Origin of the sequence: Pseudomonas sp. Irchel s3b2, assembly GCF_900187445.1 — a bacterium.
Taxonomy (GTDB): domain Bacteria; phylum Pseudomonadota; class Gammaproteobacteria; order Pseudomonadales; family Pseudomonadaceae; genus Aquipseudomonas.
This window is the reverse complement of record NZ_FYEB01000002.1, coordinates 384,019-404,312: the sequence shown is the minus strand read 5'-3', so window position 1 is coordinate 404,312 and position 20,294 is coordinate 384,019. Positions and strand designations below refer to the sequence as shown.

At 58.5% G+C, this 20,294-nt stretch carries 17 protein-coding genes and 1 riboswitch; of the genes, 10 read left to right on the top strand and 7 right to left on the bottom strand.

What is annotated here, in order from left to right; translation table 11 throughout:
- Positions 1–14: 14 nt before the first annotated feature.
- Both epd and tkt read right to left on the bottom strand, forming a co-directional pair.
- Positions 15–1,076, bottom strand: coding sequence for an erythrose-4-phosphate dehydrogenase (gene epd / locus CKW20_RS08715; protein WP_095052565.1), 1,062 nt, complete (start codon positions 1,074–1,076; stop codon positions 15–17).
- A 163-nt stretch (positions 1,077–1,239) separates the two neighbouring features.
- Positions 1,240–3,237 carry a transketolase gene (tkt, locus tag CKW20_RS08710; protein WP_095052564.1) on the bottom strand — a complete coding sequence of 666 codons (1,998 nt, stop codon included), beginning with the start codon at positions 3,235–3,237 and terminating at the stop codon, positions 1,240–1,242.
- 273 nt (positions 3,238–3,510) lie between these two features.
- Here tkt and CKW20_RS08705 point away from each other — a divergent pair, with 273 nt between their 5' ends.
- The 4 genes from CKW20_RS08705 to CKW20_RS08690 all read left to right on the top strand — a co-directional run bounded on the left by CKW20_RS08705 (position 3,511) and on the right by CKW20_RS08690 (position 8,042).
- Positions 3,511–4,506, top strand: coding sequence for a metalloregulator ArsR/SmtB family transcription factor (locus CKW20_RS08705; RefSeq protein WP_095052563.1), 996 nt, complete (start codon positions 3,511–3,513; stop codon positions 4,504–4,506).
- Positions 4,507–4,524: 18 nt separating this feature from the next.
- Positions 4,525–5,715 (top strand): methionine adenosyltransferase, encoded by a 1,191-nt coding sequence (metK, locus tag CKW20_RS08700; protein ID WP_095052562.1) that lies wholly within the window; start codon positions 4,525–4,527, stop codon positions 5,713–5,715.
- Positions 5,716–5,876: 161 nt separating this feature from the next.
- Positions 5,877–7,556 (top strand): NAD-dependent DNA ligase LigB, encoded by a 1,680-nt coding sequence (gene ligB, locus CKW20_RS08695; protein WP_095052561.1) that lies wholly within the window; start codon positions 5,877–5,879, stop codon positions 7,554–7,556.
- Positions 7,557–7,646: 90 nt separating this feature from the next.
- Positions 7,647–8,042 carry a DUF1090 domain-containing protein gene (locus tag CKW20_RS08690; protein ID WP_095052560.1) on the top strand — a complete coding sequence of 132 codons (396 nt, stop codon included), beginning with the start codon at positions 7,647–7,649 and terminating at the stop codon, positions 8,040–8,042.
- Positions 8,043–8,102: 60 nt separating this feature from the next.
- Here the strand turns inward: CKW20_RS08690 and CKW20_RS08685 are convergent, their stop codons facing one another.
- Positions 8,103–8,552 (bottom strand): cytochrome c, encoded by a 450-nt coding sequence (locus tag CKW20_RS08685; protein WP_095052559.1) that lies wholly within the window; start codon positions 8,550–8,552, stop codon positions 8,103–8,105.
- A gap of 128 nt (positions 8,553–8,680) precedes the next feature.
- On the opposite strand from CKW20_RS08685, the gene CKW20_RS08680 reads away from it, so the two are divergent.
- Entirely contained in the window at positions 8,681–9,853 is a 1,173-nt protein-coding gene (locus tag CKW20_RS08680; RefSeq protein ID WP_095052558.1) for a murein transglycosylase A, read from the top strand.
- Positions 9,854–9,971: 118 nt separating this feature from the next.
- On the opposite strand, the gene CKW20_RS08675 is transcribed toward CKW20_RS08680, so the two are convergent.
- Positions 9,972–10,358, bottom strand: a complete 387-nt coding sequence (locus CKW20_RS08675; RefSeq protein WP_095052557.1) for an MAPEG family protein — start codon at positions 10,356–10,358, stop codon at positions 9,972–9,974.
- Between the two features lie 50 nt (positions 10,359–10,408).
- Complete coding sequence (locus CKW20_RS08670) at positions 10,409–11,242, bottom strand: EamA family transporter (RefSeq protein WP_095052707.1); 834 nt, start codon at positions 11,240–11,242, stop codon at positions 10,409–10,411.
- A 286-nt stretch (positions 11,243–11,528) separates the two neighbouring features.
- Between CKW20_RS08670 and CKW20_RS08665 the strand changes: the two genes are divergently transcribed.
- On the top strand, positions 11,529–12,698 hold the full coding sequence (locus CKW20_RS08665; RefSeq protein WP_095052556.1) for an MFS transporter: 1,170 nt from the start codon (positions 11,529–11,531) through the stop codon (positions 12,696–12,698).
- A gap of 270 nt (positions 12,699–12,968) precedes the next feature.
- Complete coding sequence (locus CKW20_RS08660; RefSeq protein WP_095052555.1) at positions 12,969–14,981, top strand: patatin-like phospholipase family protein; 2,013 nt, start codon at positions 12,969–12,971, stop codon at positions 14,979–14,981.
- Between the two features lie 59 nt (positions 14,982–15,040).
- Here CKW20_RS08660 and CKW20_RS08655 read toward each other — a convergent pair whose 3' ends face one another.
- Both CKW20_RS08655 and CKW20_RS08650 read right to left on the bottom strand, forming a co-directional pair.
- The gene (locus tag CKW20_RS08655) at positions 15,041–15,919 is read right to left on the bottom strand and encodes a formate/nitrite transporter family protein (protein ID WP_095052554.1); all 879 of its coding nucleotides are present in this window, start codon (positions 15,917–15,919) and stop codon (positions 15,041–15,043) included.
- A gap of 78 nt (positions 15,920–15,997) precedes the next feature.
- Positions 15,998–16,402: an acyl-CoA thioesterase gene (locus CKW20_RS08650; protein ID WP_095052553.1), complete on the bottom strand. Its 405-nt coding sequence runs from the start codon at positions 16,400–16,402 to the stop codon at positions 15,998–16,000.
- Between the two features lie 198 nt (positions 16,403–16,600).
- Positions 16,601–16,699: riboswitch (S-adenosyl-L-homocysteine riboswitch) on the top strand.
- Positions 16,700–16,722: 23 nt separating this feature from the next.
- Between CKW20_RS08650 and ahcY the strand changes: the two genes are divergently transcribed.
- The 3 genes from ahcY to CKW20_RS08635 all read left to right on the top strand — a co-directional run bounded on the left by ahcY (position 16,723) and on the right by CKW20_RS08635 (position 20,179).
- Positions 16,723–18,132, top strand: a complete 1,410-nt coding sequence (gene ahcY / locus CKW20_RS08645; RefSeq protein ID WP_030130196.1) for an adenosylhomocysteinase — start codon at positions 16,723–16,725, stop codon at positions 18,130–18,132.
- A 193-nt stretch (positions 18,133–18,325) separates the two neighbouring features.
- Positions 18,326–19,171 (top strand): methylenetetrahydrofolate reductase [NAD(P)H], encoded by an 846-nt coding sequence (gene metF, locus CKW20_RS08640; RefSeq protein ID WP_095052552.1) that lies wholly within the window; start codon positions 18,326–18,328, stop codon positions 19,169–19,171.
- A gap of 192 nt (positions 19,172–19,363) precedes the next feature.
- Positions 19,364–20,179 (top strand): ABC transporter substrate-binding protein, encoded by an 816-nt coding sequence (locus CKW20_RS08635; protein ID WP_095052551.1) that lies wholly within the window; start codon positions 19,364–19,366, stop codon positions 20,177–20,179.
- Positions 20,180–20,294: the final 115 nt, after the last annotated feature.

Genomic DNA, 20,294 nt, shown 5'->3' with positions numbered 1-20,294 from the left:
CCTGGATAGCTGTTTTAGAGAGCAGGTTTTGGTTGTGGTGCAGCTGTTTGCAAATAGTGTTCTGCAACGTCCAGCATTCGATTGGCAAAACCCCATTCGTTGTCGAACCAGGCCAGGATGTTTACCAGCCGTGGGCCGGAAACTCGGGTCTGGCTGGCATCGACGATGGCCGAATGTGGGTCATGATTGAAATCACAACTGGCGTGAGGCAACTCGGTGTAGGCCAGAAGGCCTTTGAGCGGGCCATGGGTGGCGGCCTCGCGCAGAATCCGGTTGACCTCGGTGGCGTCGGTATCGCTTACGGTCTGCATCGTAATGTCGAGGCAGGACACGTTAACCGTTGGCACCCGCACGGCTTTGGCCTGAATTCGCCCGGCAAGTTCCGGCAGCAGGCGTTCAATGCCTCGCGCCAGACCAGTGGACACCGGAATCACCGACTGGAACGCCGAACGGGTGCGGCGCAGGTCTTCATGGTGATACGCGTCGATCACCGGCTGATCGTTCATCGCCGAGTGGATGGTGGTGATCGACACATATTCCAGACCAATGGCCTGATCCAGCAGGCGCAACAGCGGCACGCCGCAGTTGGTGGTGCAGGAGGCGTTGGATACCAGCAGCTCGTCGCCGGTCAGGCAATTCTGGTTCACTCCGTAGACGATGGTGGCGTCGACATCCGCCTCGCTGGCCATCGGCTGGGAAAACAGCACCCGTGGCGCACCAGCGTCGAGGAAACGCTGGCCATCCTGACGGGTGTGGTAAGCGCCGGAGCACTCCAGCACCAGATCGACGCCCAGTGATGCCCAATCGATGCCTTCGGGGGTGGCACTGCGCAGGACCTTCACGCAGTCGCCATTAATATGCAGACAATCGCCCTCGACCCTCACTTCGCCGGGAAAGCGCCCGTGAGTGGAGTCAAAGCGTGTCAGGTATTCGATGCTGGCCATGTCGGCCAGATCGTTGATCGCGACAATTTCAAACCCGGCCGTCGAGCCTCGCTCAAACAACGCACGCAAGACGCAACGACCAATCCGGCCGTAGCCGTTGAGTGCAACTTTGTAAGGACGCGGTTGAGGCATGGGGGTTCTCGATTAGGCGCAAGTACGACACAACCCTTGTAGGAGCTGGCTTGCCAGCGAAGAGGCCATCAGGTTCAACATTGCCGTCGACTGAACAGATGCCTTCGCTGGCAAGCCAGCTCCTACAGGGGACCGCGGTGGTCGTGAAACCACCGCGTCGTGCTTAGTCTTCCAGCAGCTCTTCAGCCTGACCCAGGATGTTTTCCAGGGTGAAGCCGAACTCTTCGAACAAGGCAGGCGCAGGCGCCGACTCGCCGTAGGTGGTCATGCCGATCACGCGACCTTCCAGGCCCACGTACTTGTACCAGTAGTCCGCGTGGGCGGCCTCGATGGCGATACGCGCGCTGACCTGCAATGGCAGAACCGCTTGCTTGTAGCCAGCGTCCTGGGCTTCGAAGACGCTGGTGCACGGCATCGAAACAACGCGCACCTTGCGGCCTTGCTCGGTCAGTTTGTCGAAGGCTTGAACGGCCAGGCCGACTTCCGAACCGGTGGCGATCAGGATCAGCTCAGGCTCGCCTGCGCAATCTTTCAGCACGTAGCCGCCGCGATTGATGCACTCGATCTGCACGGCATCACGGGTTTGGTGCTGCAGGTTCTGACGGGAGAAGATCAGTGCCGATGGACCGTCGTCACGCTCCAGAGCGCATTTCCAGGCCACTGCCGATTCAACGGCATCGGCTGGACGCCAGGTATCGAGGTTCGGCGTGCAGCGCAGGCTGGCCAGTTGCTCGATCGGCTGGTGAGTCGGGCCGTCTTCGCCCAGACCGATGGAGTCGTGGGTGAACACATAGATGATGCGTTTCTTCATCAATGCCGACATGCGCACCGCGTTGCGGGCGTATTCCATGAACATCAGGAAAGTCGCGCCGTAAGGCACCAGGCCGCCGTGCAGGGCGACGCCGTTCATGATCGCACTCATGCCGAACTCGCGAACGCCGTAGTACATGTAATTGCCGCTGGCGTCTTCGGCGGTGACGCCTTTGCAACCTTTCCACAGGGTCAGGTTGGAACCGGCCAAGTCAGCCGAACCGCCGAGCAGTTCCGGCAGCAGCGGGCCGAATGCATTCAGGGCGTTCTGGCTGGCTTTACGGCTGGCGATGGTTTCGCCCTTGGCCGCGACTTCAGCGATATACGCCGAGGCTTTTTCAGCGAAGTCAGTCGGCAGATCACCGCTCAGACGACGAACCAGTTCGTTGGCCAGCTCCGGGAAAGCAGCGGAGTAAGCAGCGAAACGCTGATCCCACTCGGCTTCGGCAGCGCGACCGGCTTCCTTGGCATCCCACTCGGCATAAATGTTGGCCGGGATTTCGAACGGGCCGTGGTTCCACTTCAGTGCTTCACGGGTCAGGGCGATTTCCGCGTCACCCAGCGGGGCGCCGTGGCAGTCTTCCTTGCCTTGCTTGTTCGGCGAACCGAAGCCGATGGTGGTCTTGCAGCAGATCAGCGTCGGCTGCTCGCTTTTGCGCGCTGTTTCGATGGCGATCTTGATTTCTTCCGGGTCGTGACCGTCAACGTTACGGATCACTTGCCAGTTGTAGGACTCGAAACGCTTTGGCGTGTCGTCGGTGAACCAGCCTTCGACTTCGCCGTCGATGGAGATGCCGTTGTCATCGTAGAAGGCGATCAGTTTGCCCAGGCCCAGTGTACCGGCCAGGGAGCTGACTTCGTGGGAAATGCCTTCCATCATGCAGCCATCACCCAGGAACACGTAGGTGTGGTGATCGACGACGTTATGGCCGGGACGGTTGAACTGCGCCGCCAGGACTTTTTCTGCCAGGGCGAAACCCACGGCATTGGCCAGGCCTTGGCCCAGTGGACCGGTGGTGGTTTCGACGCCTGGGGTGTAACCGAATTCCGGGTGACCCGGGGTGCGGCTGTGCAGCTGGCGGAAGTTTTTCAGGTCATCGATCGACAGGTCGTAGCCGGTCAGGTGCAGCAGCGAGTAGATCAGCATCGAACCGTGACCGTTGGACAGCACGAAGCGGTCACGGTCGGCGAACGATGGATTGCTCGGGTTGTGCTTCAGGTAGTCACGCCAAAGTACTTCGGCGATATCCGCCATACCCATAGGGGCACCGGGATGGCCGCTGTTGGCTTTTTGCACGGCATCCATGCTGAGGGCACGAATGGCGTTGGCACGCTCACGACGGCTGGGCATCGCTGTTCTCCTGCGGATATTGAATCGAGAGTGAATAAAACGAAACGGAAAAAAGGCGAGCATTTTCCCTCACCGACCGCCCTCGGGGCAATGACAGATAGTCATCCGAAGACTTTTTTCCAATCGATAACGACGTATTCGACGGGTGAAACCTTTCCGCCGTTCGTTTGCTGACTGAACCTAACGCTGAGAAGTGCCATCTATCGAGCAATATCAAAACTTTTTGATATTGCTCTTGCGGTGATTTCTGAGCGTCACTAGACTGCTGGCCTTATGAATTTACGCGCACCTTCCATTCGACATGACGATTGCGATGAGCTGGCGGCCTTGTGCAAGGCCGGCGGCGATCCTCTGCGGCTGAATGTATTGCGCGCGCTGGCCAACGATTCGTTCGGCGTACTGGAACTGGCGCAGATCTTCAGCATTGGTCAGTCCGGCATGAGTCATCACCTCAAGGTTTTGGCCCAAGCCGATCTGGTGGCGACCCGCCGTGAAGGCAATGCGATTTTCTATCGTCGCGCCCTGCCCCACACCGATCTGTTAGGCGGCAAGCTGCACGCCGCGCTGCTGGAAGAAGTGGACAACCTGACCCTGCCGACTGACGTTCAGTCGCGGATCGGTCAGGTCCATGGACAACGGGCGGCGGCCAGCCAGGACTTTTTCTCACGGGTTGCGGAGAAGTTTCGCGCCCAGCAAGACTTGATCGCCGGCCTGCCGCAATATCGCGAAAGCGTGGTGGCACTGCTCGACAAGCTGAGTTTCGGCCCTGGCGCCACAGCCATCGAAGTGGGTCCCGGCGATGGCGGCTTTCTGCCGGAACTGGCGCGTCGTTTTGCTCAAGTCACGGCGCTGGACAACAGCCCGGCGATGCTCGATCTGGCCCGCCAGGTCTGTGAACGTGAAACGCTGGCTAACGTCAGCCTGCAATTGGCCGATGCATTGAACGGTGTAAACCTCAAGGCTGATTGCGTTGTACTGAACATGGTACTGCACCATTTCGCCGCACCGGCCGAAGCGCTCAAGCACATGGCCGACTTGCTGCAACCAGGCGGCAGCCTGCTCGTGACAGACTTATGTAGCCACAATCAGAGTTGGGCCAGGGAGGCCTGCGGTGATCTCTGGTTGGGGTTTGAACAGGACGATCTGGCCCGCTGGGCCACCGCTGCGGGACTCGTTCCCGGGGAAAGTCTCTATGTAGGCTTACGTAATGGTTTCCAGATTCAGGTCCGCCATTTTCAGCGACCGGCTGGCGACACTCACCATCGGTAAATTCAGGAAAAAATCGAGATGAGCGAATACTCCCTCTTCACCTCCGAGTCAGTGTCCGAAGGGCATCCGGACAAAATCGCCGACCAGATTTCCGATGCGGTGCTGGACGCCATCATTGCTGAAGACAAGCTCGCCCGCGTGGCGTGCGAAACGCTGGTGAAAACCGGCGTGGCAATCATCGCAGGTGAAGTCACCACGTCGGCCTGGGTCGATCTGGAAGACATCGTCCGTAACGTGATTCTCGACATCGGCTACAACAGCTCCAATGTCGGCTTCGACGGTGCAACTTGCGGCGTGATGAACATCATCGGCAAGCAGTCCCCTGACATCAACCAAGGCGTTGATCGTGCCAAGCCTGAAGACCAGGGCGCCGGCGACCAAGGCCTGATGTTCGGCTACGCCAGCAACGAAACCGACGTGCTGATGCCAGCACCTATCACCTTCTCGCACCAGTTGGTTCAACGTCAGGCGGAAGCCCGTAAATCCGGCCTTCTGCCTTGGCTGCGCCCGGACGCCAAGTCGCAAGTGACTTGCCGTTACGAAGGCGGCAAGGTTGTCGGTATCGACGCCGTTGTACTGTCGACCCAGCACAACCCTGAAGTGTCCTATAAAGACCTGCGCGAAGGCGTGATGGAGCTGATCGTCAAGCACGTACTGCCTGCCGAGTTGCTGTCCAAGGACACCCAGTTCCACATCAACCCGACCGGCCAATTCATCATCGGTGGCCCGGTTGGCGACTGCGGCCTGACCGGTCGCAAGATCATCGTCGACAGCTACGGCGGCATGGCCCGTCACGGCGGCGGCGCGTTCTCCGGCAAGGATCCATCGAAGGTTGACCGTTCGGCGGCCTACGCCGGTCGTTACGTGGCCAAGAACATTGTCGCTGCCGGCCTGGCCGAGCGCTGCGAGATTCAGGTTTCCTACGCGATCGGTGTTGCCCAGCCTACGTCGATTTCGTTGAACACCTTCGGCACCGGCAAAATCAGCGACGACAAGATCGTCAAACTGGTTCGCGAAGTGTTTGACCTGCGTCCATACGCGATCACCACCATGCTCGACCTGCTGCACCCGATGTACCAGGAAACCGCTGCGTACGGCCACTTCGGTCGCACTCCGGCAACCAAGACTGTGGGCGACGATACGTTCACCACCTTCACTTGGGAAAAAACCGACCGCGCCGATGATCTGCGCGTCGCGGCTGGCCTGTAAGACTGTTCCTGCGGCACCCAAAGCCCCGCCCGGTTCGCCGTGCGGGGCTTTTTATTGCCCGTGTCTTTTGCAGGAGCGACACACACTGAAAAACAGTCAGCCTCGTCATTGTAGAAATCCGTCCTAGCCTTCAAGCATCCCACTGAGCAAGGACGCTCTCGATGCTGCCCGACCTGCGCCTGTTTTTTTCCTTCCTGCTGACCTTCGCCTGTCTGACTACCAATGCCGCCGAATGCCCCGACTGGCCGCCCGCCCGCGCACAGGAAGAAATCACCACACTGCAACTGCAAATCGATCGTTGGGACGACAGCTACCACCGTGAAGGCCAATCGCTGATCGCCGATGAACTCTACGATCAGTCCCGCGCGCGAATGACCGAATGGCGCGAGTGTTTTGATTCAGGGTCCTCTGCCGAACCATTGCGTACGGCCGGCGGCACGCTTGCCCACCCCATCGCCCATACCGGCCTGGAAAAACTGCGCGACGGGCGCGCCGTCGAAACCTGGCTAAAAGATCGGGGAGATATCTGGATTCAGCCCAAAGTCGACGGCGTGGCGGTAACGTTGATCTACCGCAACGGCTGGCTGCACCGGGCGATCAGTCGAGGGGACGGGGTAAACGGCCAGGACTGGACTGCCTCGGCGCGCCAGATCGCCGCCATCCCTCAAAAGCTTTCGCAGCCATTGGATCTGTTGTTGCAAGGCGAACTCTATTGGCGCCTGACTGAGCACATACAAGCCCAGGCCGGCAGCCTCAATGCCCGCGCCACGGTGGCCGGGTTGATGGCGCGTAAAGCGCTGAGCCCTGAGCAAGCCGCCGGTATCGGGCTGTTTGTCTGGGACTGGCCGCAAGGCCCGAAAAGCCTGCCGGCCCGCGTGGCTACTCTGGATGAGTTGGGATTCCCGAGCACGGCGCCCTACAGTCAGCCGATCGAGGAATTTGCCGATGCCGAACGCTGGCGCGACCACTGGTATCGCTCGCCCCTGCCCTTTGCCAGCGATGGGGTCGTCTTGCGTCAGAGCCAACGCCCACCGGCCGAGCGCTGGCAGGCGAAAGCGCCTTACTGGAGCGTCGCCTGGAAATACCCTTTTGCCCAAGCGCTGGCCGAAGTTCGCAAGGTCCACTTCAAGATCGGGCGGACCGGCCGGATCACACCCGTGCTGGATCTGGCACCGGTGATACTCGATGACCGGCAAATCAAGCGCGTGAGTGTCAGCTCCCTGCAACGCTGGGAAGCGCTGGATATTCGCCCGGGCGATCAGGTCGCCATCAGCCTGGCGGGACTGACCATCCCCAGACTCGATGGTGTCGTATTGCGCAGCACCGAACGTCCTGATTTGAACGTACCACTGGCAGCAGACTTTCATCCGTTAAGCTGCTGGCAACCGACACCAGGATGCGAAAGCCAATTCCTCGCACGCCTGAGCTGGCTCAGCGGCAAACAAGGGCTGGCCTTGCCTCACGTCGGGCCGGGCACTTGGGAGAAACTGCTCAAGGCTGAACGCCTTGGTAACCTGCTCGATTGGTTGACCCTCGATGAGCAAGAGCTTGCTACCATTGACGGCTTCGGCGAGCGCAGCAGTGCTCGTCTTTTGAACAGCTTCAACAGCGCCCGGCAACGCCCGTTCGCTCGCTGGCTGAAAGCCCTGGGCTTGCCACCGACCGGCCAGGCACGTCTCGCCGATTCATGGCAGGCGCTGGCGCAACGAAACACCGAACAATGGCAGGCCGAAGCCGGCATTGGCCCGGGACGCGCAGCGCAATTGAGCGCATTTTTCCGCGACCCGCAGGTCCTGGCCTTGAGTGAGACATTACGTGTTGCCGGAATTGAGGGTTTCTAGCTGCCAGCCCTGCCTGAGAACCGGGAACCCAAAGGGGCCGATGCGCTCAAACAGCCCATCGCTACATCGAATTTTTCACCTGGAGCTTTTATGAAACTTCTTTCACCGCTCGCCTTGTTGACCCTGTGCAGCGTGATGGCCGCTCCATTGATGGCCGCCGAAGACGCACCTGGCCTGACCGGCTGCGCCGCCAAAAAACAAGGCATCATCAACCAGATCGAACTGGCCAAGTCCCGCGGCAACGCCGATCAACAGGCGGGTCTGGAAACCGCCCTGAGCGAAGTCACCGCCCATTGCACCGACGCCTCCTTGAAGAAGGAACGGGAAAACAAGGTGCTCGATGCCAAGCACGAAGTCAGCGTACGTCAGGCCGATCTCGACAAGGCGATGAAAAAAGGCGACGCCGAGAAAATCAACAAGCGCAAAGAAAAACTGGCGCAATCGCGCAAGGAATTGCAGGAAGCACTGGATGAGCTGGACAAGTAGGAGCTGGCTTGCCAGCGAAGCTTCTGGCGGTCTCAAGAACCATTCGCTGGCAAGCCACGGTCAATGATCCCGAAACTCCTTATGGCACGCACTACAGGCATCTTCGACTTTCTGCACCGCCGGCCCCAGATTGCCGATCTTGTAGGGTTGAACCTGGCTGGCGATCACCAGTTCACCGGTGGCACCCTCAAGGGTGCGGGCCATCTCCTGGAAACGTGCCTGCTTCTGCCAGACATCATCCTTGGCGCTGGTGTGATCCTCTTCGCGTACCTGCGGGAAGTGTTTCCACGGTTCATGGGACAAAGTGTCGAGCTTCACGGCACCATCAGCGAATTTCGGACCATCGAATGGAATACGCCCACGCAACATGCCGCCCAGGTCTTCGCCGGTCTTGAGCATCTGCTTGAAGATCGCCTTGCGCTGACCCAGCGGCGAATTCGGATCGACACCGCCGCAGGCGGACAAGGTCAGGCAGGCCAGCAATAAAACAAAAAGTCTTTTAAGAGTCATGGTGGCTTCAGGTCACTGGAAACGGCGGCCAGTATCCTCGCGTCACCGGCAAAGACCAATAGCCCTATTATCAATACGGGTTGTTTGAGCGCATGGAGCACTCAGGCAACCGACAAAGGAATTACTCCATGAACAGCCGTTTCAAGGCATGGCGTCACAATCTGGCCTGGACCCTACCGATGGTGGCCGTGCTGACAGGTTGCACCGGCGGCGACAGCAGCAAACCAAAAACCCACGCCCTGGCGACCTACTCCAGCGCCACCTGGGAAGCGCTTCCGGCGGTGTCCGACAACGACCTCGTCGCCGGCTTCGGCTCGTGGCGCAGCGCCTGCACCCGACTCAAGGCCGACCCGGTCTGGGGCGGCACCTGTGCGGCTTCCGCCAATGTGCAGCCAAACGCCAATGACATCCGCGGTTTCCTCAAACAGAACCTGGACGTCTATGGCCTGCGTGCCGCCAATGACAACCCCAACGGTCTGATCACTGGCTACTACGAACCGGTGTACCCCGGCAGCCTGACTCAAACCGAAGACGCCAACATCCCGGTCTACGGTGTGCCAGAGGACATGATCATCGTCTCGCTGGACAGTATCTACCCGGAACTCAAAGGCAAGCGCCTGCGCGGACGACTCGAAGGTCGCGTGCTCAAGCCATATGACGATGCGGCAACCATTGAAACCAAAGGCGTGAAAGCGCCGGTAATTGCCTGGCTGACCGACCCGATGAACCTGCAGTTCCTGCAAATCCAGGGCTCAGGTCGTATCCGGCTTGATGACGGTCGCCAATTGCGTATCGGTTACGCCGATCAGAACGGCCATCCCTATCGCCCTATCGGCCGCTGGCTGGTGGACCAGGGTGAACTGAAGAAAGAAGACGTGACCATGGGCGCTATCAGCACCTGGGCCAAGGCCAATCCGACGCGCATTCCCGAACTGCTCGGTAGCAATCCCAGCTACGTGTTCTTCACCCGCAACCCCGACAGCAATGAAGGGCCGCGCGGTTCGCTGAATGTACCGCTGACCGCAGGTTATAGCGCGGCGGTGGACCGCAAGGTGATTCCGCTCGGCAGCCTGTTGTGGTTATCGACCACGCGCCCGGACGGCAGCGCATTGGTACGCCCGGTGGCGGCTCAAGATACTGGTGGCGCAATTGCCGGCGAGGTCCGCGCGGACCTGTTCTGGGGCACGGGCGATGCGGCCGGGCAATTGGCCGGCGACATGAAACAGCAGGGTCAGATCTGGATGCTGTGGCCTAAAGGGGCGGCGTTGCCGCAAGTGCCGCAGGTGGCTGACAAACTTTAAAAGCAAAAGATCGCAGGCTTCGCCAGCTCCTGCATTGACCGCGTTCGTCGCGATATCGCGGATGAACATCGATCCCTGTAGGAGCTGCCGAAGGCTGCGATCTTTTGATCTTGCTTTCTTAAACAGACACAACAAAGAAACTGACGATCAACCCCATGCCAATGGCCCACACCAGCGACCGCAGAATCGCCCAGTCCGCCAGATAGCAAATGATGTACAGCAGCCGACTGGTGATAAATAACACCGCCAGCACATTGATCGTCACCAGATCGGCATTACCGGCCAGGTGCGCGACGATTACCGCTGCAGCAAACGCCGGTGTCACTTCGAAGCTATTCAACTGCGCCGAATGCGCACGCCTGGCCACCCCTTCGAGCGAATCCAGAAACGCCCGCGGGTCGTGATTCTGTTTCAGCCCGAACTTGCCGCCGCTGAACTTGGCGACGCCTGTGCACAAGTAAGGCAAGCAGATCGCAATCAAAATGCACCACAGAGCAACCGTCATAACGCAGTCCCTTTTTCAAGTTATAGAGAATCGAATTCCATCAGGGGTGACTAAAACTTCATCACCAACATGCCGATCAGCACCAACCCACAGGCCAAGAGCCGGGGCCTGCCGAAAGGTTCTTTCAGGTAGCGCATACCGAACAGCACCACCAGAATCACACTGATTTCGCGCAGCGCCGCCGCTTCGGCAATCGAGCCGATCTGCATGGCCCACAGCACCAGAGCGTAGCTGAACAGCACGCAAAACCCGACCGCCAACCCCAACCGCCACTGCTCGCGCCAGAACAGCATGAACGCCGGGCGCTTGCGCACCATCGCCAACAATGGGAACGGCCAGGCGCTGAACAAGGTGACCCACATCAGGTAATCCAGCAGATGGGACCAGCGCCGCAAGGCTTGGCCATCGATGAAGGTGTAGCAACCGATGCACAGTCCGATCAGCGCCACCACCGGCAGCATTGACCACGGCAGACGCACCCCGCCACCGCCCTGCCAAAGCAGGCACAACATGCCGAACGGGATCAGCAAAATCCCGAAGATCTGCTGAGCCGTCAGCACTTCCCCGGCGAAGATCAGCGTCAGTGCCAGTACCACCAGCGGCGACAGGCCGCGCATCAAGGGATAGACCAGACCCAGATCGCCGACCCGATAGGCCTGGATCAGCAGGTAGCGATAGAGCAACTCAAATGCCGCTGAAGCAAGAATCCACGGCCACATTTCCAGTGGCGGCAGCGCCACGAAGGGCAGCATCAGGGCGACAAACAGCAGGGCCACGCTGTCCATGCAGGCCACTACCAACAGCCGCTCCGCGCTGAATTTGATCAGGGTATTCCACGCCGCGTGCAACAGCGCCGCCACCAACACCAGAACCGTCGCAAGCACGGCACACTCCTTTTTGTTGCCCGCCTCTTCCTTGTAGGAGCACGGCTTGCCGGCGATATCGTTCTGGAGATCGCCATCGCCGGCAAGCCGTGCTCCTACCCAAAGCGGGGCAGAGAATTGATTCACCATATTTCCGCAGCTGTTTATACTGCAAGCGACCACGCCGCACTCAGTTGCGCACAGACTAATTCCAATAATTCCTGCCTCTGCCCGCTCTCACCGAGAACGGTCGTCGGCCTGCGTATGCCTGATCAAAGCGTCAAGACTACCGACAGAGACCTTGCGCATGCCACTCGCCTTGCTTGCACTGGCCGTTGCCGCCTTCGGCATCGGCACCACTGAATTCGTCATCATGGGCTTGCTGCCCGATGTCGCCCGCGACCTCGCCGTGAGCATTCCTCATGCGGGCTTGCTCATCACCGGTTATGCCCTGGGGGTGGTATTTGGTGCTCCGATCCTCGCGGTCGGTACCGCCAATATGCCGCGCAAAGCCACGCTGTTGGGCATGACGCTGATGTTCATTCTCGGCAATATCCTCTGCGCCCTGGCGCCGAACTACGCCACTTTGATGGCCGCGCGGGTGATCACCGCGCTGTGCCATGGTGCGTTCTTCGGCATCGGCTCGGTGGTCGCTGCCGGTTTGGTGGCACCGAACAAACGAGCCCAAGCCATTGCCATGATGTTCACCGGTCTGACGCTGGCCAACGTGCTGGGCGTTCCATTGGGCACCGCGCTCGGGCAATACGCCGGCTGGCGTTCGACATTTTGGGCCGTGTCGGTGATCGGCGTGATTGCGGCCATCGCGCAGTGGGTCTGGCTGCCCAAGGAAATCCCCATGGACAAGGCCAACCTGGCCAGCGAGTTCAAAGTGCTGGGCAAGGTCAACGTGCTGATGGCGCTGGGCATGAGCGTGCTGGCGTCCACCAGTCTGTTCAGCGTGTTCACCTATATCGCACCGATTCTGCAAGACATCACCGGTGTCAGCCCGCATGGCGTGACGATCATGTTGCTGTTGTTCGGGGTCGGTCTGACGGCGGGCAGCATGCTTGGCGGCCGATTGGCGGACAGTCGTTTGCTGCCTTCTCTGGTGGGTATGGCCCTGGCCGTGGTCGTCGTGCTGGCCGCTTTCAGTCAGACCAGTCACTCAGTGATCCCGGCAGCGATCACACTGGTGTTGTGGGGAATCTTCGCGTTCGCGCTGTGCCCGATCCTGCAATTGCTGATCATCGATCAGGCCCATGAAGCGCCGAACCTTGGGTCGACGTTGAATCAAAGCGCATTCAATCTCGGCAACGCAGCGGGGGCATGGATTGGTGGGCTGGTTGTGGCCAGTGGCGAGGACCTGGCGGATTTGCCATGGACCGGCGCACTGATCAGCGGGTTGACGGTACTGACGGCGCTGTTTTTCATCTACCTGCAACGTCGCAGTGCCGCTGCGATTGATGTGGCCGGCTGACACTGCTGTGTCATAGCAAACAGCCGAAGAGAAAAGCGGAATTGAATGCCCAGACAAATTGGACGCAAGCTGTATGACGTTTCCTCAAACCTTTACACCAACCCTATGATGTTCACCTGAAAGGTTTATTCCAGAGCCTTTCAGTCATGCCCCGTCGCCTTTCACAGCAGTTTCGGGCATTTGTCCCAAGCCATTACCCAGTGTTCTCGAGTCCCCCTCGACTCTCCTAAAGTGCAGCTTCCACATTAGCTCTCAAAGGAAGAGACACTCATGCTCAGCATATCCGCGCCCCAAACATCTTCAGTGCGCCAATCGAGCAACTCGGAAAATGCCATTCGAGGCCCATCGTCAGGCCCTGCTGACCATGATTGGGGCGATTTCACGACGGGCTCCAAGCACATCGGTCAAGGTCCGTCCGAAACCCTGGTGCAATCATTAACCGAGCGAGAGATGACAATCCGCCGCTATGACGATGGCGTAGTTGAAATAGACCTCAAGCGTCCCGACATCGACCGCTTGGTCCTCAGCGGCGGGGGGGCCAAGGGCGTGGCGTTCTCAGGGATGGTGAAAGCACTGGAGCAGCATCAGACGCTGGACAAGATCCGAAGTATCTTCGGCTCATCAGCCGGCGCAATTTCGGCAGCTTTTCTGGCCAGCGGCATGGGCCATGCAGACTTCGACAAGATGTCGGACGAGACCAACCTCGTTTCCCTGCTCGACAGTCACAACAAGGTTGTGGGACCGATTCAGCACGTCAGTTCCGTCATCGGCAAAGGCATCGCGAAAATCCCGGGAAAGACTGGCACCATCGGACGACTGCTGTTCGATCTGATGCCTCGCCTCCAGTCCAAAGCCGTGCCGCTGGAAGAACTGCTTCACGAGAAAATGGTCGAGTCGATTCAATCACGCTTCACCCAGGCCCTTCACGACCCACAACGACAGCTTTCGCAGGCGACCAAGGACTGTGTAGAAAAAATAAACACCAACGGTTATGTGACATTTGGTGATCTGGCGACGCTGAGCAAAGACATGCCTGAAATAAAGCAACTGCATATTACCGGAACGGCCATGTTCGACGAACGTCCCCAAATGGTAGTGTTCAACGCCAGCCTGACCCCGGAGATGGACGTGGCTCGCGCCGCCCATATTTCAGGTTCGTTGCCCGTCGTTTTCCAAAAGCCCTCGGAACAAGGATTGCCCTTTCAGACTGACGAGGAGCGAACTTCCTTCCAGGACGGCGGAATCATGCTCAACACACCAGTCGTGGACCTTTACGAGCCTCAATTCCCAATGAGCCCAATTTCCGAAAGCGATCAGTTGATCCTCAAGTTCGAGAGCGGGAATGGCGGCAATAAAAAAGATCGTGGAACGCTGACCTCAGCACTGGCCGACAAATTTGTCGGCGTGAGCTATGCAGCTCGGGATGCACAGGAAGCGAGCGGCATCAAAGCCTTTGAAAAGCAGACAATCATCGTTCCATTGAAGACTGAAAAAGGTGATTTTACGGGCACGTTGAACGGCACCGTCAACTTCAGCATGCCGTTAGAACACAAAAACAACCTGCAACAGAAACTGGACATTGAGGTGAGTGAATACCTCAAACGTCATGAAAGCAGCGAGACGTATACATTCAACTCAATCGGCGGCGCACTACTGGCCCTCGATGATCGAATGTTCGACGCTGCAGCGAATGAGCTGCAAAACGATCCGGCTTGTGCAGAAGTCATCAACTTCCGCCAGCAAGCTCAACAGACAATGGCGAATTTAAGCCAGGCCCTGATCGAGGCGAAAGCCACAAGCCCCGACAAGTTGGACCTTACTGCTCCACTGAAAGATGCCATCAACCGTTTTGATCAACTCGACAATACGCCGGGCAAGATTGAATGGCTGGCGAAAAAGCTCAACCATGGAAACGTTCCGAATTACATGGAGCTGCTTCAAGTGGTTAAACGCATTGACGCGGAGACTGCGGGGCCAAAATCCGTTGTGCTGACTAAAGCGATCGAGGAAATGGGTGTCCGCGACATCAAAACCAAGAGCGAAAACTTCATTCGCGAAGTGATCTACCCCTCCTTATACCGTCTCGACCAGCCTGATTCGAACGTCAAAGTGCTGACAAGGGCAATCTCCGATTTGCGAGAGTCGAAGAACCCCGCGGACTTCAACGCTGTACTCAATCGGATCGCCGACTCATACGTCTCGCGCAACTTCCCGAATTCGTCGCGCCCCTTCAAATCGACCACGGTCGATCAAGCGCGGGCATGGCTGATTCCTGACCGATAAACACACATTGCAGAATGAATCGGGTAAGCAACTACCAATGCCTTGCCCGACTTTACTGTTTAGCGCTTGGGTGATTCCGGCCCAGCCTTGCTGCCATCGTCTTTCGGTACGCCGCTTTCACTGCGAATCTGCGCATGACTGATCAACGCGAAAATAAAACTGCCACCAATGATGTTTCCCACCAGCGTGGGGCCTGCGAATACCAGCCAGAAATCCCTCCACGGCAACTCGCCGGCAAACACCAGGTACGAAACCTCGACCGATCCGACCACGATGTGAGTGAAATCTCCCAGGGCCATGAAATAGGTGATGAGGATGATGATCCACATCTTGGCGCTTTCCATGGATGGGATCATCCAGACCATGGTGGCGATCATCCAGCCGGAGATGATGCCTTTGGCGAACATTTTGCTGGCATCGTTCTCCATGACCTTGCGCCCGATGTCGAGGAAGGCCAGATCGGTCTTTGTGTCGAAAATCGGCAAGTGCAGCATCACATACGCCACCAGTAAAGTGCCGCAGAGGTTGCCCACCAGCACTACCGACCACAGCCGAAACAACCGACCGAAATTACCCAGCGTAGGCTTGCTCATGATCGGCAGCACGGCAGTCAGGGTGTTTTCGGTGAAGAGTTGCTGACGGGCGAGAATCACTGCGAGAAAACCTGCGCAGTAGCCGAAACTGGCGATCACCTTGAAGCCTTCGCCGTCCGGCAGACGCGCGTTGAGCAGCCCCATGCCCATCAGTGACAAACCCATGGTCAAACCCGCAGCCAGGGCTGACCACCACAGCGCCGCGACGCTACGCTCGAGTTCCTTATCGCCTTGGGTGCGAATGATTTCGTGCAGCACCGCCGCGCGCGGTGGCTGGTTCTTGTCGACCTCGCGCTGCTCTTGCGCCGAGAGGTCCGGGGTCTTGCCGTCTTTGGGCGTGTCCATAAAGCTCCTGAACCGGTGGCGTGTCGTTTAATTACGACACGCGGGGTTCGGAGCTGTTCACTCGCCATAGGGCGGCAATCACCCGCCGATGGCATCATCCTTGAACTGGTCTTTGACGTACCTGATCTCGGTCCGGCCATGCGGCGCGGGCAGGCCGTCTTCACCGAGGTTCACGAAGACCATCTTCTCCACCGTCAGGATGCTCTTGCGGGTGATTTTGTTGCGCACTTCGCAAGTCAGCGTGATCGAGGTGCGACCGAACTCGGTGGCGGTGATGCCCAGCTCGATGATGTCGCCCTGGCGCGAGGCACTGACAAAGTTGATTTCGGAAATGTACTTGGTGACCACGCGCTGATTACCCAGCTGGACAATGGCGTAGATCGCCGCTTCTTCGTCGATCCAGCGCAACAGGCTGCCGCCGAACAGTGTGCCGTTGGGGTTGAGGTCTTCGGGTTTTACCCATTTGCGGGTGTGGAAATTCATGTTCACTCCTGACCGTCTTGCCGATTGATGCCGGGCATCATGGCAGAGCCCGCCCCAAGCCTCTATTAAGCATCGACTATGGTCTCGATTACCGTTCGGACGTTGACCAACAGAAACACTTTGGAAGTATCGTCTACACGGCTATAATCGCCACCGTTTCAAAACGGTCATCTTCGGTTGCTACCGTTTTCCCGCCACCTGTCCGAGGGGCGCTGCAGCAGGTTCGACCTGTCAGGCTCGGATGGGGCGTTGCCTGGCCACGGCCAGACACTAAACGCACAACGGCGCCCATTCGCATACATTACGAATGGAGGCTCTTCATGAGCGCTGTTATCACGCCTGTAGATTTTAACGATTACAAAGTCGCCGACATGTCCCTGGCTGCCTGGGGCCGTCGTGAAACCATCATCGCCGAATCCGAAATGCCAGCCCTGATGGGTCTGCGCCGCAAATACTCCGCCGAGCAACCGCTCAAAGGCGCGAAGATTCTCGGCTGCATCCACATGACCATTCAGACTGCCGTGCTGATCGAAACCCTGGTAGCCCTGGGTGCCGAAGTGCGTTGGTCGTCCTGCAACATTTTCTCGACTCAGGACCAGGCCGCTGCCGCTATCGCTGCTGCCGGTATCCCGGTTTTCGCCTGGAAAGGCGAGACTGAAGAAGAGTACGAGTGGTGCCTGGAGCAAACCATCCTCAAGGATGGCGCGCCTTGGGATGCCAACATGATCCTCGATGACGGCGGCGACCTGACCGAGCTGCTGCACAAGAAATACCCGGCGATCCTGGACCGCGTCCACGGCGTCACCGAAGAAACCACCACCGGCGTTCACCGTCTGCTGGACATGCTGGCCAAGGGCGAGCTGAAAATCCCGGCCATCAACGTCAACGACTCGGTGACCAAGAGCAAGAACGACAACAAGTACGGCTGCCGTCACAGCCTGAACGACGCGATCAAGCGCGGCACCGACCACCTGCTGTCCGGCAAGCAAGCGCTGGTCATCGGTTACGGTGACGTGGGCAAGGGCTCGGCCCAGTCCCTGCGTCAGGAAGGCATGATCGTTAAAGTCTCCGAAGTCGACCCGATCTGCGCCATGCAAGCCTGCATGGACGGTTTCGAACTGGTTTCGCCGTTCATCGACGGTATCAACAACGGTACCGAAGCGAGCATCGACAAAGCGCTGCTGGGCAAGATCGACCTGATCGTGACCACCACCGGCAACGTTAATGTTTGCGACGCAAACATGCTCAAAGCCCTGAAGAAGCGCGCTGTGGTCTGCAACATCGGTCACTTCGACAACGAAATCGACACCGCTTTCATGCGCAAGAACTGGGCATGGGAAGAAGTGAAGCCACAGGTTCACAAGGTTCACCGCACAGGTGCAGGCAGCTTCGACGCTCAGAACGACGACTACCTGATCCTGCTGGCCGAAGGCCGTCTGGTTAACCTGGGTAACGCCACTGGCCACCCAAGCCGCATCATGGACGGCTCGTTCGCCAACCAGGTGCTGGCTCAAATCTTCCTGTTCGGCCAGAAGTATGCCGACCTGTCGCCAGCCCAGAAAGCCGAGCGCCTGACCGTTGAAGTACTGCCGAAGAAACTCGACGAAGAAGTGGCCCTGGAAATGGTTCGCGGTTTCGGTGGCGTGGTCACTCAACTGACCAAGCAACAGGCTGACTACATCGGCGTGACCGTCGAAGGCCCGTTCAAGCCGCACGCTTACCGCTACTGATCGGTCCTGCTGTCCGCTCCCCATCGGAGCGGACTTATGCAGGAACCACGCGCGCTCTCTAGGAGCGAAGCTTGCTCGCGAACGCTCGACCACGGTGCTGCTGAAACACCGCGGCGCCAGTTTCGCGAGCAAGCTTCGCTCCTACAGAGAACGTAGCGTCCTGCAAGGCTTATACGCTTCCAAGGATATGACCATGTCCCAAGACCGTCGCTACAGCTTCGAGTTCTTCCCTACGAAGACCGATGCTGGGCATGAAAAACTGATCGCCACTGCCCGTCAGCTGGCGACCTACAATCCCGACTTCTTCTCCTGCACCTACGGCGCTGGCGGTTCGACCCGTGATCGCACCCTCAACACCGTGTTGCAGCTTGAAAGCGAAGTCAAAGTCCCTGCCGCACCGCATTTATCTTGTGTGGGCGACAGCAAGGACGATATTCGTGGCCTGCTGAGCCAGTACAAGGCAGCCGGCATCAAGCGTATCGTTGCGCTTCGCGGTGACCTGCCCTCAGGCATGGGCATGGCCAGCGGCGAGATGCGTCATGCCAATGACCTGGTTGAATTCATTCGTGAAGAAACCGGCGATCATTTCCACATCGAAGTCGCCGCTTACCCGGAAATGCATCCGCAAGCACGCAATTTCGAAGACGATCTCAACAACTTCGTGCGCAAGGCCAACGCCGGTGCCAGCAGTGCGATCACCCAGTATTTCTTCAACGCCGACAGCTATTTCTACTTTGTCGAGCGTATACGGGCGAAAGGTGTGAACATCCCGATCGTGCCGGGGATCATGCCGATCACCAACTACAGCAAGCTGGCGCGATTCTCTGACGCTTGCGGTGCGGAAATCCCGCGCTGGATCCGCAAGCAACTGGAAGCCTACGGCGACGACACCCAGAGCATCCAAGGCTTTGGTGAGCAAGTCATCACCGAGATGTGCGAACGCCTGCTGCAAGGTGGCGCTCCAGGGCTGCATTTCTACACGCTGAACCAGGCTGAGCCGAGTCTGGCGGTGTGGAATAACCTGAAGTTGCCGCGTTAAAAGTCGTTAAAGCAAGATCAAAAGATCGCAGCCTTCGGCATCTCCTACAAAGGTACGTATCCCCCTGTAGGAAATGTCGAAGGCTGCGATCTTTTGCTTTCCGGCGCCCCTTTATTGTGCAGCCATATCCTGAATCAGAGCTTCTGGATCCGGTTTCTGGCTCTTTATGATTTCTCGTCGTAATCTCAAGCCATGCCCTTGATCGTCCAGTTACTGACCGTGCTTCTATTCACTTGCCTGAGCTTCACCGCTCGGGGCGAGAAGTTGCGTATTGTCACCGAACCCTGGGCACCTTATGTGTATGAGGAAAACGGTAAGTCTCTGGGACTCGACTACGAAGCCACGGCCATCGTCTTCAAACGTCTGGGAATCGACGTGGAATGGCAGTTTCTGCCATGGAAACGCTGCCTGTCGATGCTTGAGCAAGGCCAGGCGGATGGCGTGCTGGATATTTTCCACAGCGATGAACGCGACGCGACCCTGCTCTACCCCAGCGAACCGCTCTCGCAAGTCGAATTCGTGATGTTCTACGCCAACGAGCGACCGTATCCGTTTCGCACGCTGGACGATCTGAAAGGCCTGACCATTGGCACCTCGCCGGGCTATCTGTACAGCAAGGACTTCAGCGAATCGACGCTGTTCACCCAAGAGTCGGCGCCCACCCATGAAGCCAACTTCGGCAAACTGGTGCGCGGCCGCATTGACCTGCTGATCACTGATCGCCGGGTCGGCCAGTACTTGCTCGATCAACTGAACATCCGCGACAAGATCACCGAGAACCCGATCATCATCAGCCAGCAGAGCCAGTTTCTGGCGGTGCGCCGCAATGCCGGGATGGATTTGTTGGTGCAGCGTTTCGGTGCCGAGCTCAAACGCTTCAAGCGCGAGCCGGCCTATGCAGAACTGAGCGCCCGCTATGGCGCCGGCCCGATTACCGAAGCACGGGCCGCCAGCGCCACCGCAACCGGCGGAAAAACCGTTGAGCAGCAGGAAAGCGGCGCGCAGTGATTGCTCTGTTATACTCCGGCCTTCCCGCCAGGCTCACGCCCGGACGCTCGGACTCGTTCAAGGCATCTCGACCCCGCTACAGCGCAGCTTTTCAGCCCGCGCGAGCGCTCCAGAC